This is a genomic window from Curtobacterium sp. NPDC090223 (assembly GCF_044746585.1).
Classification (GTDB): Bacteria; Actinomycetota; Actinomycetes; order Actinomycetales; family Microbacteriaceae; genus Curtobacterium.
Genome location: NZ_JBIVCN010000001.1, coordinates 454,217 through 470,240, shown reverse-complemented (window position 1 = coordinate 470,240; position 16,024 = coordinate 454,217). Strand labels below are relative to the sequence as shown.

Annotated in this window: 16 protein-coding genes; 2 read left to right on the top strand and 14 right to left on the bottom strand. The window is 72.1% G+C overall.

From position 1 onward, the window contains the following. Positions 1-211: 211 nt before the first annotated feature. Positions 212-2,314, top strand: a complete 2,103-nt coding sequence (locus ACIPJY_RS02205; RefSeq protein WP_400460028.1) for an acyl-CoA dehydrogenase — start codon at positions 212-214, stop codon at positions 2,312-2,314. A 9-nt stretch (positions 2,315-2,323) separates the two neighbouring features. Here the strand turns inward: ACIPJY_RS02205 and csrA are convergent, their stop codons facing one another. The 13 genes from csrA to ACIPJY_RS02140 all read right to left on the bottom strand — a co-directional run bounded on the left by csrA (position 2,324) and on the right by ACIPJY_RS02140 (position 12,908). Continuing rightward, the gene (gene csrA / locus ACIPJY_RS02200; RefSeq protein ID WP_400460031.1) at positions 2,324-2,587 is read right to left on the bottom strand and encodes a carbon storage regulator CsrA; all 264 of its coding nucleotides are present in this window, start codon (positions 2,585-2,587) and stop codon (positions 2,324-2,326) included. 33 nt (positions 2,588-2,620) lie between these two features. Next, positions 2,621-3,541 carry a hypothetical protein gene (locus ACIPJY_RS02195; RefSeq protein ID WP_400460034.1) on the bottom strand — a complete coding sequence of 307 codons (921 nt, stop codon included), beginning with the start codon at positions 3,539-3,541 and terminating at the stop codon, positions 2,621-2,623. Then, positions 3,516-5,570 (bottom strand): flagellar biosynthesis protein FlhA, encoded by a 2,055-nt coding sequence (locus ACIPJY_RS02190; protein ID WP_400460037.1) that lies wholly within the window; start codon positions 5,568-5,570, stop codon positions 3,516-3,518. The genes ACIPJY_RS02195 and ACIPJY_RS02190 overlap by 26 nt, the downstream gene beginning before the upstream one ends. Further along, entirely contained in the window at positions 5,567-6,757 is a 1,191-nt protein-coding gene (locus tag ACIPJY_RS02185; protein ID WP_400460040.1) for a flagellar biosynthesis protein FlhB, read from the bottom strand. Before ACIPJY_RS02185 ends, ACIPJY_RS02190 begins: the two co-directional genes overlap by 4 nt. A gap of 2 nt (positions 6,758-6,759) precedes the next feature. Beyond that, the gene (locus tag ACIPJY_RS02180) at positions 6,760-7,521 is read right to left on the bottom strand and encodes a flagellar biosynthetic protein FliR (RefSeq protein WP_400460042.1); all 762 of its coding nucleotides are present in this window, start codon (positions 7,519-7,521) and stop codon (positions 6,760-6,762) included. Further along, on the bottom strand, positions 7,521-7,796 hold the full coding sequence (gene fliQ / locus ACIPJY_RS02175) for a flagellar biosynthesis protein FliQ (protein WP_400460045.1): 276 nt from the start codon (positions 7,794-7,796) through the stop codon (positions 7,521-7,523). Before fliQ ends, ACIPJY_RS02180 begins: the two co-directional genes overlap by 1 nt. A gap of 1 nt (position 7,797) precedes the next feature. Further along, positions 7,798-8,565, bottom strand: coding sequence for a flagellar type III secretion system pore protein FliP (fliP, locus tag ACIPJY_RS02170; RefSeq protein WP_400460889.1), 768 nt, complete (start codon positions 8,563-8,565; stop codon positions 7,798-7,800). Positions 8,566-8,615: 50 nt separating this feature from the next. After that, positions 8,616-9,170 carry a FliO/MopB family protein gene (locus ACIPJY_RS02165; RefSeq protein ID WP_400460047.1) on the bottom strand — a complete coding sequence of 185 codons (555 nt, stop codon included), beginning with the start codon at positions 9,168-9,170 and terminating at the stop codon, positions 8,616-8,618. Positions 9,171-9,176: 6 nt separating this feature from the next. Beyond that, complete coding sequence (gene fliN, locus ACIPJY_RS02160) at positions 9,177-9,887, bottom strand: flagellar motor switch protein FliN (RefSeq protein WP_400460050.1); 711 nt, start codon at positions 9,885-9,887, stop codon at positions 9,177-9,179. Continuing rightward, the gene (locus ACIPJY_RS02155; protein ID WP_400460053.1) at positions 9,884-10,762 is read right to left on the bottom strand and encodes a flagellar motor switch protein FliM; all 879 of its coding nucleotides are present in this window, start codon (positions 10,760-10,762) and stop codon (positions 9,884-9,886) included. Before ACIPJY_RS02155 ends, fliN begins: the two co-directional genes overlap by 4 nt. Positions 10,763-10,829: 67 nt before the next feature. Continuing rightward, entirely contained in the window at positions 10,830-11,768 is a 939-nt protein-coding gene (locus ACIPJY_RS02150; RefSeq protein WP_400460056.1) for a flagellar motor protein MotB, read from the bottom strand. A gap of 2 nt (positions 11,769-11,770) precedes the next feature. After that, positions 11,771-12,601 (bottom strand): motility protein A, encoded by an 831-nt coding sequence (locus tag ACIPJY_RS02145; RefSeq protein WP_400460059.1) that lies wholly within the window; start codon positions 12,599-12,601, stop codon positions 11,771-11,773. 1 nt (position 12,602) lies between these two features. Then, on the bottom strand, positions 12,603-12,908 hold the full coding sequence (locus ACIPJY_RS02140) for a flagellar FlbD family protein (protein WP_400460061.1): 306 nt from the start codon (positions 12,906-12,908) through the stop codon (positions 12,603-12,605). Between the two features lie 229 nt (positions 12,909-13,137). Here ACIPJY_RS02140 and ACIPJY_RS02135 point away from each other — a divergent pair, with 229 nt between their 5' ends. Beyond that, positions 13,138-14,223 carry a DUF475 domain-containing protein gene (locus ACIPJY_RS02135; RefSeq protein WP_400460064.1) on the top strand — a complete coding sequence of 362 codons (1,086 nt, stop codon included), beginning with the start codon at positions 13,138-13,140 and terminating at the stop codon, positions 14,221-14,223. Between the two features lie 25 nt (positions 14,224-14,248). On the opposite strand, the gene ACIPJY_RS02130 is transcribed toward ACIPJY_RS02135, so the two are convergent. Further along, positions 14,249-15,838 (bottom strand): Na+/H+ antiporter, encoded by a 1,590-nt coding sequence (locus ACIPJY_RS02130; protein WP_400460067.1) that lies wholly within the window; start codon positions 15,836-15,838, stop codon positions 14,249-14,251. Positions 15,839-16,024 lie beyond the last annotated feature (186 nt).

Below are 16,024 nucleotides of genomic sequence, written 5' to 3'. Positions count from 1 at the left end.
GAGGACCGCTCGGGAACCGACACCGCCCGGGAACCGACACCGCCCGGGCATCGTCGCCGCCCGACAACGACCCGGTGTTTGGAGGGTTCCCACGATCCGTTCCGCCGCGGAACGGTCCGCGGTTGTCGCCCGCACACCCCTCTCGTGCGCCTCTCGGGCGCGGTGCATAGCGTGGACGGAGCAACAGAGCCGTTCAGGAGGGACCGAACACATGGTCGACACCGCACCCGAGACCACCGCCGCCACCCGCACCGGCGCCCCGAAGGCCGACGCCACGGGCGACCCGGCAGCGGGGACCCCGACGGCCGGCACCGACACGGACGTGCGCATCGACGTCGAGCTGCTCGCCGAGCACCTGCTGGGCCGGTGGGCCGAGGACCGCCGCGCATCGCGTCGGCTCGTGCTCGACCCCGCCCTGCACAAGGTCGAGGGCCTCACCATCGCCGAGCACCGCGCCCGCGCCTTCGACCAGCTCCGCATCCTGCAGCAGGCCGGCGCGATCCAGCGCCCGTACCCGGAGGAGTTCGGCGGCGAGTCCAACCACGGCGGCAACATCGCCGCGTTCGAGGAGTTCACCACCGCCGACCCGTCGCTGCAGATCAAGGCCGGCGTGCAGTGGGGCCTGTTCGGCTCCGCGGTCCACCACCTCGGCACCGAGCGCAACCACCGCGAGTTCCTGCCGGGCATCATCGACTTCGACGTGCCCGGCTGCTTCGCGATGACCGAGACCGGACACGGCTCGGACGTGCAGAGCATCGCCACGAGCGCCACGTACGACCCGGAGACGCAGGAGTTCGTCGTGCACACGCCCTTCCGGGGTGGGTGGAAGGACTACATCGGCAACGCCGCACTGCACGGCAAGGCCGCCGTCGTGTTCGCGAAACTCGTCACCCGGGGCGTCGACCACGGCGTGCACGCGTTCTACGTCCCGCTCCGGGACGACGACGGGGCGTTCCTGCCCGGCATCGGCGGCGAGGACGACGGCGTCAAGGGCGGGCTGAACGGCATCGACAACGGCCGGCTGCACTTCGACCACGTCCGGGTCCCGCGCACCAACCTGCTGAACCGGTACGGCGACGTCGCCGAGGACGGCACCTACTCGTCGCCCATCGACTCCCCCGGACGCCGCTTCTTCACCATGCTCGGCACGCTCGTGCAGGGTCGCGTGTCGCTCGACGGCGCCGCGGTCGTCGCGCAGAAGATCGGGCTGCAGATCGCGCTCACCTACGCGATGCAGCGCCGCCAGTTCCCCACCGGCGGCGGCAGCGAGGGCGTCCTGCTCGACTACGGCCGGCACCAGCGTCGGCTCATCCCCCGCCTGGCGAGCGTCTTCGCGCAGTCGTTCGCCCACGAGCAGCTGCTCCGCACGTTCGACGACGTCTTCAGCGGCCGCCTCGACACCCCGGAGCGCCGCGAGGACCTCGAGACCCAGGCCGCGGCGTTCAAGTCGATGTCGACCTGGTACGCGCTCGACACGCTGCAGGAGTGCCGCGAAGCGTGCGGCGGCGCCGGCTTCCTCGCCGAGAACCGGCTGACGAGCCTGCGCGCCGACCTCGACGTCTACGTGACGTTCGAGGGCGACAACACGGTCCTGCTCCAGCTCGTCGGCAAGCGCCTGCTCACGGAGTTCCGGAAGCAGGCGCCGCGCGACGCCGCGTCCACCGCGAAGTTCGTCGCCGCCCAGGTCGGCACGAAGCTCGCCGACGCGAGTGGCATCCGCCGGCTCGGCCAGGCCGCGAAGGACCGCGGGTCACTCGCGGCGAGCGTCGCCGACCTGCGGGACCCGGCGACCCAGCGGGACCTGCTCGCGGGTCGTGTCGAGACCATGGTCGCCGAGATCGGCATGCGCCTGAACACCGCCGGCAAGGACCGTGCACGGCAGGCGCTGCTGCTGAACCGATCGCAGCACGAGCTGATCGAGGCGTCGAAGGCGCACGCCGAGCTCATGCAGTGGGAGGCCTTCACCGCCGCGATCGACGAGGTCCCCGTCGGCGACACCCGCCGCGTCCTCGTCTGGCTCCGTGACCTGTTCGCGCTCGGGCTGCTCGAGCAGCACCTCGAGTGGTACCTGCTGCACGGGCGGCTGTCGGCGCAGCGTGCGCGCGCGGTGTCGGCCTCCATCGACCGGCTCATCGCGCGCATCCGCCCGCTCGTCCCGCAGCTCCTCGACACGTTCGGCTACGAGCCCGGACACGTCCGCGCTCCGATCGCCCTGGGCGAGGAGCAGGCCCGTCAGGACGAGGCGCACGCCTGGTTCGCGGCCGAGCGCGCCGCGGGACGGCTGCCCGAGCAGGAGAAGAAGCCCCGCCCCTAGGGCTGGGTGTCAGGCGTCGGACGACGGCGACGAGGACCCCGCGGTACCGCCGAGCGCGGCACGCAGCCGGGCCTCGGCGTCGTCGTCGCTCGCCTGCGCTGCCTCGACGTTGGCCTCAGCGACGGCACGGACGACCTCTTCGCGCTGGATCTTCACGCCGCGGGGTGCGTCGATGCCGATGCGCACGCCGTCGCCTCGGGAGTCCAGGACCGTGATGACGATGTCGTCACCGATGAGGATCCGCTCGCCGACCTTCCGCGTGAGTACCAGCACCCGCTCAGCCTAGCCACAGTGCGGCGCGAACCGTCAGAGCGCGCGGACGGGCAGCCCGAGTTCGTGGACGGACTCGGGCGTCGCCGTCTCCGACCCGCCGATCGACAGCACGCCGGCGACCGCGACCACACCAGCGACGGCATGCACCATCGCCAGGCTGTCGTCGTGCTTCCGCCCGGCGTCGACGACGACCCACACCTGGTCCGGCGCGAGCCCGTCGAGCGTGGCCCGGTCGTCCCACGTCGCGACCCCGAGGAGCGCGTGGCCGAGCCGGACCCCGTCCGCCCGCGCCAGGATCCCGCCGCGGCGGTCCGCGGCGTCGGTCTCGCGCAGCCCGTGCCGCGCGGCGAACACCCCGGCGGCCGCGTCGACGTCCCCGGCACGGCCGACGAGCACGACGAGGTCGCCGTCGGCCGACAGGACCGCCGGCACCGGCGCCCGCACCGCGGCCGGCGCACCGAGCGCACGAGGCGACACGACGTCGGCGACGGGAGCCGGGCCTCCAGGGCCACCGGTCTGGAGGCCGTGGCCGCCACCGGCGGGTCCGCCCGGCTCCGGGACGGGGTCGGCCTCGGTACGGCTGGGGACAGCGGGCGCGATGCCGTCCGCGACGAAGCCGTCGAGCACCGACGCGAACGCGTCGGCACGCGTGGCCGACGTCCCTGAGGACGCCGCGATGCGTGCCTCGGCCTCCTCCGCGTCGGCGAGGAGCGCCGCGATCCCGGCCCGCTTCGCGGGGCCGTCCGCGATCGCCACCCGGGCGGTGGGGACGTCGCCCTGGTCGTGGACCTCGACGGTCGCCTCGACGTGGGCCTTCCGGAAGAGCCCGCCGAGACCGGCACTCGTGACGCGCTCGGCGGCGACGATGCGGGCACCGGGACCGAACTCGGCGCGGACCGCCTCGCGGACGGCCTCGAGCGTCGCGGCGCTACGCTGCAATCGGGTCGGCGGCACGGACCACTCCCACGGTCTCGATGGTGGACCCCGCGGCCGTGGCCTCCTGGTAGGAGAGCACGGGCAGGCCGTTCGACTGGGCCGACACCATGCGGTGCACGGCCGGACGGAGCTGCGGTGCGCACACGAGCACGGCGGAGAGCCCCTGTTCCTCGACGCTGCGGACGGCGTCCCGCACGGACCCGAGGACCTGCTCGATGCGGTGCGCGTCGAGCACGATCTGAGTGCCCTGCTCGGACGGCCGGAGCCCTTCGAGCATGGACTGCTCGAGCAGCGGGTCGATCATGATCACGCGGAGCACACCGTTGTCGAGGTGTCGCGCGGGCAGCGCGGGACCGAGTGCGGCGCGGGCTGCCTCGACGAGTCCCTCGGGGTCGGTGGAGACCTTCGCGCGGAGCGTCAGGGCCTCGCAGATCCGGCCGAGGTCGTTGATCGGGACCCGCTCGACCAGGAGTCCCTGCAGCACACGCTGGAGCTCCGCCATCGAGAGCATGCCCGGCACGAGCTCCTCGACCGCGGCGGGGTTGACCTGCTTGACGCCCTCGGCGAGCACCTTGACGTCCTCGCGCGTGAGCAGTCGCGCGGCGTTGTCGCCGATGACGGCCTGCAGGTGCGTGACGAGCACGGACACCCGGTCGATCACGGTCGCGCCGGTCATCTCCGCGGCGTGCCGGAGCTCGGCGGGGACCCACTTGCCCGCGAGCCCGAACACCGGCTCGACGGTCGCGTCCCCCGGGAGCCCGTCGAGCTGGTCGCCGAGCGCCAGGACGCTCCGCGCGGGGGCGGTGCCGCGGCCGGCCTCGACGCCCGCGATCCGGATCGCGTACGTCGACGGCGGCAGGTCGATGCTGTCCCGGGTGCGGACCGGCGGCACGACGATGCCCATGTCCATCGCGATCTTGCGGCGCAGCGCCCGGACCCGGCCGAGCAGGTCGTCGGAGGCGCCGGACACCATGTCGACCAGGTCGGGGGCGAGCAGGATCTCGAGGGCGTGCACGCGCATCTGCTCGATGAGGTCCTCGGGGGTGTCGCCCGACGGTGCGGCCGCCGCCAGCGCTTCCTGCGCCGACGCATCGCGCTCGGCCTTCGCGGCGTTCTGGCCGATGCGCCAGCCGGTGAAGAGCAGGGTCGCGCCGACGAGCAGGAACGGCAGGATCGGCATGCCGGGGATGAATCCCATCGCGATCGCGGCGACCCCGGCGATCACGAGCGCGTTCCGGGACTGCCCGAGCTGCGTCGCCGCGGACGAGCCCATCTCGGACTCGGCGCCGGAGCGGGTCACGATCATGCCGGTGGAGACCGCCATCAGGAGCGCCGGGATCTGCGTGACGAGCCCGTCGCCGATGGTCAGGATGCCGTACTTCGACAGCGCGTCCGTGACCGAGAGGCCGTTCTGCAGCATGCCGATCGCGATGCCGCCGACCAGGTTGATGACGATGATCAGGATGCCGGCGATCGCATCGCCCTTGACGAACTTCGACGCGCCGTCCATCGCGCCGTAGAAGTCGGCCTCGGCGGAGACGGCCGCGCGGCGCTCCTTCGCCTGGGCGTCGGTGATGAGGCCGGCGTTGAGGTCCGCGTCGATCGCCATCTGCTTGCCCGGCATCGCGTCCAGGGTGAAGCGCGCCCCGACCTCGGCGACGCGCTCGGCGCCCTTCGTCACGACGACGAACTGGATGACGATCAGGATGAGGAAGATCACCGCGCCGATGATGATCGAGCCGGAGACCGCGACGTGCCCGAACGCCTGGATCACGTCGCCGGCGAAGCCCTCACCGAGGACCAGCCGGGTCGAGGCGACGTTGAGGCCGAGGCGGAACAGGGTCGCGACGAGGAGCAGCGACGGGAACACCGAGAAGTCGAGCGGCTTCTTCACGAACAGCGTCGTGAGCAGGATCACCAGCGCCAGCAGGATGTTGCAGATGATCAGGAAGTCGAGCAGGAACGACGGCACCGGCAGGATCAGCAGCAGGATGATGCCGACGATGAAGACCGGGACGGCGAGCTTCGGCAGGTCCTTGCGGTTCATGCTGGCACCTCTTCGGGAGACGGGGTCGTGCGGGGTGTGCGGAGCTTGCGGGGCCGGAGGTCCCCGGTCAGGGTGGCCGGGTCGATGACGGTGGCGACCTCGTCCGGGGTGGTCGGCCGCGGCGGTGCGTGCGTCCCGGCGGCGGCGCCCTTCGCCTTGAGCGCCATCACGAAGGACAGCACCCGGGCGACGGGCGTGTAGAGGTCGACGGGGACCTCCTGCCCGAGCTCGCACGCGGCGTGCAGGGCCCGGGTGAGCGGGACGTCACGGACGATCGGGACCCGCTCCTCGAGGGCGCGTGCCCGGATCACGTCGGCGACGGGCCCCGCGCCCTTCGCGACGACCCGCGGCGCGGACTTGCCCGGCTCGTACCGGAGCGCGACCGCGTAGTGCGTCGGGTTCGTCATCACGACGTCGGCGGTGCCGACGGCCTGGATCATCCGGTTCCGGCTCATCGCGAGCTGGCGGGACCGGCGCTGCCCCTTGACGAGCGGGTCCCCCTCGGCGGACTTGTTCTCGTCCTTGACCTCGCGCTTGGTCATCATCGTGCGCTTGCGGTTCCGGCGGATCACGACGAACACGTCGAGCGCGGCGAGCACCAGGCCGGCGGCGATCGCCGCGCGGAGCAGGGTACCGGCGCCGTCGCCCGCCGCGGAGAGGACGGCGGAGAGCGGCAGCGACCCGCTGGTCATCAGGACCGGGACGAGCCCCTGCACGGCGAACCAGAGCACGAGGCCGACGACCGCGGTCTTCACGAGCGCCTTCACGCCGTTCCAGAGCGCCTGGGTGCCGAACACCCGCTTGATGCCCTGGACCGGGTCGAAGTGCTCCGGCGTCGGGGCGAGCGAGCGGAAGTGTACCCCGCCCTGCGCGACCGCGGCCGCCGTGACGCCGACGAGCACCACGAGGAGCATCGGGCCGATCGTGGCGCCGATGGAGCCCATCGCGTCGTCGAACACCCCGCGCATCGTGCCGATCGTCGGGTCGGCGATGACCAGGCGCACGCCGTCGAGCTGGGACTGCCCCGCCGCGGCCGCCCGGCCGATCGTCGCCGGCACCATGAGCGCGGCGAGGGCGATGCCGATCCACGCGCCGAGGTCCTGGGAACGGCCGAGCTGGCCCTTCCGGTGGACGTCCTTCATCCGCTTGGCGGTGGCCTTCTCGGACTTCTCGCCGCTGTCGGACATGCTCACCCCCTCCCCGTGATCGCCTGCACGGCGTCACCGGTCAGGCTCGACACGACGGACGGCAGCGCCATGAAGAGCGCCCCGGCGAAGACGACGGTCAGACCGATCTTGATCGGGAAGCCCATCTGGAAGGCGTTCAGCGCGGGTGCGACACGGGTGAGGAGTCCGAGGCCGACGTCCGCCAGGAAGAGCACGACGACGAGCGGTCCGGCGATCTGCAGCGTGGCGAGGAACATCTGGGACAGCGCGGAGACCAGCAGGGACGCGACCCCGCCGAGGGCGAAGGACCCGCCGACGAGCGGCACCGCGTCGAACGACCGGACGAGTCCGGCGACGATGAGCTGGTACCCGCCGGAGGCGAACAGCAGCGCGAGGGCCGCCATCTGGAACAGCCGGGTGAACTGTGCCCCGTTCACCTGGGACTGCGGGTCGTACGCCTGCGCGAGCGTGAACCCGCCGAACAGGTCGATGAGCGCCCCCGCGGACTGCACCGCCGCGAACACCAGGTACACCAGGAAGCCGAGCACCAGGCCGACGACGAGCTGCGTGACGAGCGCGACGAGGAACGGCCCCGTCTCGAGCGAGACGTACCCGACGGTGACCCGCGGCGCGACGCCGACGGCGAGCCCGAGCGCCAGGATGAGCTTCACGGTGTTCGGGAACGCCTTGTACGAGAACGGCGGCGCGATCAGGAAGAAGGCGATCATCCGGACGCCGGCGAGCATCGTGCCCTCGAGGGAGTCGAAGTCGATGGCGAGCTCCATCAGCCCACCCCGAGGAGCTTCGGGATCTGGTCGAACGCGAAGTGCGTGAACCCGATCATCTCGGAGATCATCCAGTTGCCGCAGACGACGAGCGCGACGGCGACCGCCAGGGCCTTCGGCACGAACGAGAGCGTGACCTCCTGGATCTGGGTCACGGACTGGAAGAGCGAGATCGCGAAGCCCACCACCAGGGACGTCACGAGGACGGGGGCGGCGAGCTTCCCCGCGACCAGGAGCGCCTGCAGGACCAGGTCGATGACGGCTTGCTGGTCCATGTCAGTGCACCACCTGGTACGACTCGATCAGGCTCTTGATGATGAGCCCCCAGCCGTCGACGAGCACGAACAGCAGGATCTTGAAGGGCAGCGAGATCATCACCGGCGGGAGCATCATCATGCCCATCGACATCAGCGCCGCGGAGACCACGAGGTCGATCACCAGGAACGGGATGAAGATGACGAAGCCGATGATGAACGCGCTGCGCAGCTCGGAGATGATGAACGCCGGGATCACCGTGGTCATCGGGACGGCGTCGAGGTCCTTCGGGTTCGGCAGTCCCGCGGCCCGGGTGATCAGGGCGACGTCCTCGTCCCGCGTCTGGTGCAGCATGAACGTCCGCAGCGGCTTCGTGCCGATGTCGACCGCCTGCTGGAAGTTGAGGTGCCCGGCGAGGTAGGGCTGCAGTGCGTCGTCGTTGATGTGCCCGATCACGGGCGCCATCACGAACAGCGACAGGAAGAGCGCGAGCCCGGCGATCACCTGGTTCGGCGGGATCGACTGCAGGCCGAGCGCGTTCCTGGTCATCGCGAGGACGACGAAGATCTTCGTGAACGACGTCATCATGAGCATCAGCGCCGGTGCGACGCTGAGCAGCGTGATGCCGATGAGCGTCACGACCGCCGAGGAGGGCGCGCCGTCGGGGCCGTTCACGCTCACCGAGAACCCGCCGGTGGCCGGGGCGGTCGGGGTGGCCGGAGCGGTCGGTTCGACGACGCCCGCCGCGTGCGCGCCGGTCGCCGTGAGCATCAGGAACCCGGCGACCATCGCCACCCCGAGCACGGCGAGCAGCAGCAGACGCCCGGTCCGCGCGGCGGTCACCCGGCCCGCCGGTTGCGCACCGCGGCAGCGGCCTGGCGCCAGGTGTCCGCGGACAGGATCGAGCCCTGCAGCTGCGCGGAGGTCCGCACGGCGACCGTGCGGCGGCTGCGGTTGCGGGGCCGCAGCGGCAGATCGGACGGGGAGGTGCTGGTCGCGGCCTGGTCCTGCCGGTCCAGCTCGGCACGGAACGCGTCGGCGGACGGGGCCGCGACGGTGGGCTCCGGCACGACGGGCCGCGGCACGCTCGGCAGCGCCACCGGGCCGGTGACGATGGTCAGCTCCGGTGCCGGCGCCTGACCGCTCCTGAGCAGGTTCACGCCGTGCTCGGTCACGCCGAGCACCAGCCGCTCGCCCTCGACGTCCACCACGACGACGCTCGCCTTGCCGCCGATCCCCTGCCGGGCGACGACCTCCACGGCGGCGGACCGACGGCCCTTCGCCGTGGTGCGGCCGAGCTGCCCCTTCGACACGCGACGGTGCAGCACCCACATCAGGGCGAGCACGACGCCGAGCGAGAGCGCGACGCGGAGGGTGATGACGAGCGTGTCCACGACGGATCAGACCGTCTCGGCGACGTCGAGGATCTTGGTGATGCGCACGGCGTAGTCCTGGTCGACGACGACGACCTCGCCGTGCGCGATGAGCCGGCCGTTCAGCAGCACGTCCGCCGGCGCACCGGCCGAGCGGTCCAGCTCGACGACGGCGCCCGGCTCCATGCCGAGGACGTCGCGGACGGACATCCGGGTGCGACCGATCTCGACCGTCAGGGTCATCTCGACGTTGTTGATCCGCCCGAGGTTCCCGGTCGGGATCGACGGGGCGTGCACGGTCGGCGCGCCCACGGTGCCGTTCTCCCGGATCCGGATGCCGAACCACCCGCCGGGCAGACCACCGGCGGTGAGCTCGAAGACGACCGTCTCCGGGTCCGCGAAGAGCGACGCGGCGGACTCGCGCCGGGCCTCGCCGAGGACGCCGACGCCGAGCACCGACGCGGCGGCCTCGAGCGACGGGCGGAGCACGTCGGTGACGGCGACCAGGCCGTGGTCGGTGCCGCCGGCTGCGGCGATCGCCTGGAGGTCCGTCAGGACCACCGCGACGTCCGCGGAGAGGCCGCCGACGAAGGACGCGACCACGCCGTCGACCGCAGCTTCCAGGACCTGGGGGGTCGAGCCTCCCGGCATGGTCAGTGCGCGGAGGGGAGCCGCCGTCGGGAGCTGCGCGACGAGTGCCTCGGCGGCACCGGTGTGGAGGGTGGTGGTGGCGGTCATGCGGGCTGCTCCGATGTGGTGGTGACGACGATGCCGGCGAGGCGCGACCCGTTCGCGCCGACGGCGGCGGTGCCGACGGGCTCGCCGTCGACCGTGATGGTGAGGGGGCGGTGCTGCGGGTGCGGCAGCGGCAGCACGTCGCCGACGGCGAGGCGCAGGACCTGCGACGGCAGCACCGCGGCGGGCGCGAGCCGGAGCGACACACCGACCGGGACGCCGGCGAGCTGTGCGTCGAGGAGTGCGCGGGCGTCGGCGGCGGACACCGAGGCGGCGGTCTCGCCGAGCTGCGGCAGGACGGCCTCGGCGGGCAGCGCGAGCGTCCCCGGCGCGATGCGCTCCCCCACGCGGATGCTGAAGGAGGCGACGATCATCAGGTCGCCCTTCTGGGCCGCCTGGGCGAACTGGCTGTTGTACTGGAACCCGCCGACCGTGACGTCGTGGGCGAGCAGCCCGCCGAACGAGTAGCGGAGGTCGTCGAGGGCGTCCTCGACGATCTTCCGGACGAGCGCCTGCTCGATGGGCGTGAACGTGCGTTCCGGGGTCGGCAGCGGCTTCGAGGCGCCGAGCGCGTGCGACACCCAGGTCAGGGCGGCGTCGAGCGGGACCTGCAGCACGCCCTTCGGGGTGGTGTCGGCGATCGGCAGCAGCGACATGCCGGTGAGTGCGGGCAGCGACGCGGCGTACTCGTCGTACGTCATCATCTGGACCTGCTCGCAGGTCACCTGACTGACGACGCGGACCTTCGCGGTCAGCTGCGTGCCCCACTGCCGGGCGAACGTCTCGAAGGCGAGCTCGAGGACCCGGGCGTGCTCGCGGGCGAGCGTCGACGGGCGCGCGAAGTCGTACACCTCGGGCGCTGGCAGGGTCTCGGTCACGGGTGGGTCTATCGGTTCGCTGAGTGCCTCCCGTCAGCGCTGTACCCCGTACTGGGGCATCGGCCCGTCATCCGCTCGCCGCTCCGTCCTGCGCCGCCGCCAGTGCCGGCATCAGCGCGCTGACGTCCTGGTCCTGGTTCGAGAGCACCACGATGTCGACCCGGCGGTTCAGCGCGAGGTCCGCGTCGGTCCCGCCCTTCGCGAGCGGCCGGCTCGACCCGAAGCCGACGCTCTGGATGTGCTCCCCCGGCATGCCGCCCCGCTCGACGAGGTCGCGGAGCACCCCGGTCGCGCGGGCGGCACTGAGTTCCCAGTTCGTCGCGTACGGCGCCGTCGAGTTCCGCTGGTCGGCGTGTCCCTCGACGCTGACGTCGTGGTGCGCGGTCTTCAGCACCGGGGCGATCGCGTCCATGATCCGCTTGGCCTGGTCGGAGAGGTCCGCGCTGTTCGTGCCGAAGTACGTCTCGCTGCCGACGAGCCGGACGATGAGCCCGCGTGCGTCGACCGTGAACTGCACGTTCGAGGTCTGGCCGATCTCCTCCAGGTTCCCGGTGATCGCCTTCTGGATCGCCGTCAGGTCGTCGAGCTCCTGCCTCGCGGCGGCCACGTCCTGCTTCGTGGCGGTCGCCGGCACCACGGTCGATGCCGGGTCGGCGTTGGTGTCCTCCGCTCCGGACGCGGCGGTGGAGTGGTCCGCCTTCGCGTCGTCGACGGAGTAGCCCTTGCCGTCGGTGACCTCGTTCTTCTTCACGACGGTGCCGCTCGCCGTGTCGATCTTCTTCGTCTCGACCTCACCGAACCCGGTCGCGAGCGACGTCTTCAGCGCGATGTACTTCTGCTGGTCGACGGTGGACATCGCGAAGAGCACCAGGAACATGCACATCAGCACCGTGATCATGTCCATGTACGAGGCCATCCAGCGCTCGTCGGGGTGCTCGGCCTCGTCGTGGCCGCCCTTCTTCCGGCCGCCACGACCGCGCCCGTGCCCGCGGGGGTTCGCGCTCATGCTCAGGCCGCCAGCTGCTGGTCGTCGACGTCGTCGGCGTTCTTGCCGCCCTTGCCCTTGCCCTTGGCCGCCGCGGCGTCGTTGCGCGCCGCCGGCGGGACCATCGCCTTGAGGCGCTCACCGAGCAGTCGGGGCTGACTGCCGGCCTGCACCGCGAGGAGCCCCTCCATCAGGAGCGTCTGGCGGTCGGACTCGAGCTGCGCGAGCTTGCGGAGCTTGCCGCCGATCGGCAGCCAGAGGAAGTTGGCGGTGAGGAGGCCCCAGAGCGTCGCGACGAAGGCGCTCGCGATCAGGGGGCCGAGCTCGTCCGGCTTGCCGAGGTTCGCGAGCACGTGGGTCAGCGACACGACGGTGCCGATGATGCCCACCGTCGGCGCGAACCCGCCGAGGCCCATGAAGAACGAGCTCGCACTCCGGACCGGTGCGGCGTTGGACTCGATCTCGTCCTCGAGCAGGATCCGGAGCTCGTCGCCGTCGGTGCCGTCCGCGATGTTCTGCAGCGCCTTCTTCATGAAGGGGTCGTCGTGCTTGTCGGCCTCCTGCTCGAGCGCGAGGAGGCCGTTCGCACGGGCGGTCTCGGCGAGCCCGACGACGTCGTCGATGACCGACGCCGGCGGGGTCACCTTGCCGGTGAACGCCTTCGGCACGGCCTTGAAGCTCGCGATCGCGTCCTTCAGCGTGGTGCTCGCGATGCCGCACCCGATGGTGGCGCCGAACACGAGCAGCATCGGCGCGGGTAGGAACAGCCCGGAGATCTCCACGTGCTCCATCTCGACCATGCCGAAGAGCGCGCCGAAGGCGAGGAGGATGCCGACGATCGTCGCGATGTCCATCTCAGCGACCCCCGTCCTGCGTGCGGGGGCGGTCGGCGGTCGCGGCGTGGATCGGTGCGACCGGGGCGAGCGTCGGCTGCGGGCCTGTCGCGCCGGTCACCGTGCGGGGCTCGGCGCCGTAGGCCATCGTGACGATGCGGGCGCGGTACGCGGCGATCCGGTCGATGACCTCGGCCATGGACTCGCGGACGATGTACTTCGCGCCGTCGACCATGATGAGCGTCGTGTCCGGCGTCTCCTGGATGCGCTCCACGAGATCGGGGTTGACAGCGAATCCGCTGCCGTTGAGTCGTGTGACGACGATCATGGCCCGTCCTTGGTGTTCTTCCGTCCCCGCCGCCGTCCGTGGGGCAGGTGTCCGACCATCCGTCCGTGGGTGGTCAGTGCGCTCTATCGGCCGGGCCGCGTTGACCGTAAGCGGGTCCGCGCAAGGGAGGACCGGCCGTCACCCGCACTCGGGAAGTCGACCACGGCCTCCCGGCCGATGCCCAGGCCCGCCACACCGCCACCGCAGGTCGGGAGCGCTCCATTGGGTGATGGCCAGATCCCTGCTGACCGTCCCCCTGCTCATCACCGTCGCCGCCGCCGCGCTCGCGTGGTTCGTCCTCGGCCCCGCAGCCGGGCTCGCGTTCGTGGCGCTCGCGCTCCTGGAGATCGCGATGGCGGCCGACTCCTCCGTGCCGATGGCCGGCATCGCCGGCCGTCTGCACTCCCCCGCCAGACGGCTGTTCCTGTCGCTCGGGATCGTCGCGGGCGTGCTCGCGATGCGGCTGCTGCTGCCGCCGGCCGCCGTCGCCGTCGGTGACGCCGCCGACCCGGCCAGCGCCGTCTCCGAGGCCGTCTTCGCGCCCGGCGCGTTCAGCGCGCACCTGCAGGAGGTCCGGCCCGCCCTCGCCGCCTTCGGCGCCGCGTTCATCTGGCTGGTCTTCGCGGAGTACCTGTTCAACACGGACCGCGCGTCCCGCAGGTCCTGGCTGGGCCGCCTGGAGGCCCGGCTCGCCACCGTCGCCCGGCCGCACGTCTGGTCACTGGTCACCGCCACGGCGGGGGTCGCGCTGACGACCGCGTTGGTCGCCGACGCCGGTGGCGCCGTCCTGCCGGTGCTGACGGGCGGCGTGCTCGGCATCGGCGCGTACCTCGGATCGAAGCGGGTGGCCCGGTGGGCGCTCGGCTCGTCGGGGGCTCCGGACGTCACCGGGCGGGGTGCGTGGCGGATCCACCTCTACGCGTCGACGGTCGTGTTCGAGCGCGGGCTCGTCGTGTTCATGCTGTTCGAGATCCTCGACGGCGTCTACTCGTTGTCCGGGTCGGGCGTCCTCGGTGCGGACGGGCTCGGCGCGCTCGAGCAGGCGGGGGTCGGCGCGGCGGCGATCGGCGTGGGGGCGCTGTTCCTGGCCCGGCTGACCTCCCGGTTGGACCAGGCGGCCGGGCTGAAGCGGTTGCGGTACCTCAAGGCCGGCGCCGCGTACGTGCTCGGGGTGCTCGCGGTGCTGCTCTGGACGAGTCTGCTCGTGCCGATCCCCGGCGTGCTCGTCGGGTGGTTCGGCACGGTCGTGATCGGCCTGGCGCTGGCGTCGTCGCTGCCCTGGCGCGCGTGGGTGCGGCGGGCGCGGGTGGCGTGAGCGACGCCGCGACGGGCGTGCCCGGTCAGTCGCGCTCGCCCTGGCGGAGCAGCCGGGTCTCCTCGGCGTCGTACTCCGCCCGGACCTGCCGGAGCACCAGGTCGTCGATGTCGCCGTCGTCGCGCATCCGCAGCACCGTCGACGCCTTGAGCCGCACGAGTGCGAGCTCCAGCTCGACCGCGGCGCCGCGCTGCTGCAGCAGCGGGTGCTCGTCGTCGTCGCTCTGCTCGGCCCGCACGAGTGCCAGGTGACCCTCGTAGTCGTCCCGGATGCGCTGCACGACCTCGTCGTCCACCCCCGAGCGCTTCGCGAGCTTCGGGAGCGCCTCGAGCGCCTCCTCGATCGCCCGGCGCTCGGCTGCCCGGCGCTCTTCGACGACCTCGTGGCTGCCGCCGAAGTCCGCCCACCGCACCACCGCGGGGAGCACGAGCGACTGCCCCACGATCGTCACGACGACCACCCCGGCGACGACGAACACGATGAGGTCCCGGTCCGGGAACGCGCCGCCGCTCTCGACCATCCGGGGCACCGCGACCGCCGCCGCGAGCGACACCGCGCCGCGGAACCCGGTGAAGCCGCTCACCACCCGGTCGCGGTGGCCCTCGCGCGGTGAGCCGCCGGTGCGCAGCGTGACGAGTCGGACGGCGCCCCACGACAGGTTGAGGAAGGCGAACCGGAAGACCACGACGGCCAGCGACACGAGCCCGATCATGCCGAGGCCGACGAGCAGCTCCCGCCCCTCGAGGGCGCGGACCGAGATCGTCGCCTCGATGCCGACCAGGACGAACAGCGCGCCGTTGAGCAGGAACGTCGCGAACGACCAGAAGGAGCGGGTCTGCTGCCGGGTCTCCGCGCGGTCGAGCTTCGGGGCGACCTGGCTGACCACCAACCCGGCGACGACCACGGCGAGCACACCGGACGCCCCGATCGCCTCCGCCGCCAGGAACGCCACGAACGGCACCAGGAGCGTCAGCAGGTTCTCCAGCAGCACGGCGTGCACCCGGCGCAGCACGAGCATCCCGAGCCACGACACGAGCAGTCCTGCGGCGATGCCACCGACGTAGGACAGCAGCAGCATGCCCGACACGTTCCACACCGTGAGGGTCTGCTCGCCCGCCGTCACCGCGACGGCGATGCCGTAGATGACCAGGGTGGTGCCGTCGTTGACGAGGCTCTCGGCACGGAGCACCGTGGTGTTCCGTCGGGGAAGCGACCGGGTCAGCGCGCCGACCGCCGTGGCGTCGGTCGGTGCGACGGCGGCACCGAGCACCCAGGCCGGACCCCACGGCATCCCGAGCAGGTGCAGGAGCGTGGCGACCCCGCCGGCCGTCAGCACGACGAGCAGCGTGCCCATCAGCAGGATGCCGCGGAAGTTCGCGCGGATCTCCCGGAGCGAGATGGTCAGGCTCTCCCAGTAGAGCAGCGCCGGCAGGAACAGCAGCAGGACCGCGTCGGCCGGCAGTTCCACCTCGGTGAAGACCGGGATGAAGGCGATGCCGGCGCCGAACGCCAGGAGCAGGACCGGCGGCGCGATCCGCAGGCGCCCGGAGACGGCCGTGGCGACCGCGATCGCCGTGGCGAGCACGACGACGAGTTCGGGTGCGATGAGTTCCATGGACCTCAGAGCCTGGCAGGCGGTGCCTGTGCGCGACTCGCAGCAAGGCTCCCGGACGTCGTCCACCCGGTCGTTCCGTGTACCAGCAGGGCATCCCTGCACCACACGAGGGCTCCTAGCGTGGCGGACATGCCAGCGAACGACGCCGCACGACGCGAGCACGACACCCTGTTCCCCCGTCGGCGC

Coding starts and splice junctions, on each gene's coding strand:
- ACIPJY_RS02205 (WP_400460028.1), top strand. CDS start 212: ATGGTCGACACCGCACCCGAGACCACCGCCGCCACCCGCACCGGCGCC.
- ACIPJY_RS02190 (WP_400460037.1), bottom strand. CDS start 5,570: ATGAACCGCAAGGACCTGCCGAAGCTCGCCGTCCCGGTCTTCATCGTC.
- ACIPJY_RS02185 (WP_400460040.1), bottom strand. CDS start 6,757: ATGTCCGACAGCGGCGAGAAGTCCGAGAAGGCCACCGCCAAGCGGATG.
- ACIPJY_RS02180 (WP_400460042.1), bottom strand. CDS start 7,521: ATGGAGCTCGCCATCGACTTCGACTCCCTCGAGGGCACGATGCTCGCC.
- fliQ (WP_400460045.1), bottom strand. CDS start 7,796: ATGGACCAGCAAGCCGTCATCGACCTGGTCCTGCAGGCGCTCCTGGTC.
- fliP (WP_400460889.1), bottom strand. CDS start 8,565: ATGGTCGCCGGGTTCCTGATGCTCACGGCGACCGGCGCGCACGCGGCG.
- fliN (WP_400460050.1), bottom strand. CDS start 9,887: ATGACCGCCACCACCACCCTCCACACCGGTGCCGCCGAGGCACTCGTC.
- ACIPJY_RS02150 (WP_400460056.1), bottom strand. CDS start 11,768: ATGAGCGCGAACCCCCGCGGGCACGGGCGCGGTCGTGGCGGCCGGAAG.
- ACIPJY_RS02145 (WP_400460059.1), bottom strand. CDS start 12,601: ATGGACATCGCGACGATCGTCGGCATCCTCCTCGCCTTCGGCGCGCTC.
- ACIPJY_RS02140 (WP_400460061.1), bottom strand. CDS start 12,908: ATGATCGTCGTCACACGACTCAACGGCAGCGGATTCGCTGTCAACCCC.
- ACIPJY_RS02135 (WP_400460064.1), top strand. CDS start 13,138: ATGGCCAGATCCCTGCTGACCGTCCCCCTGCTCATCACCGTCGCCGCC.
- ACIPJY_RS02130 (WP_400460067.1), bottom strand. CDS start 15,838: ATGGAACTCATCGCACCCGAACTCGTCGTCGTGCTCGCCACGGCGATC.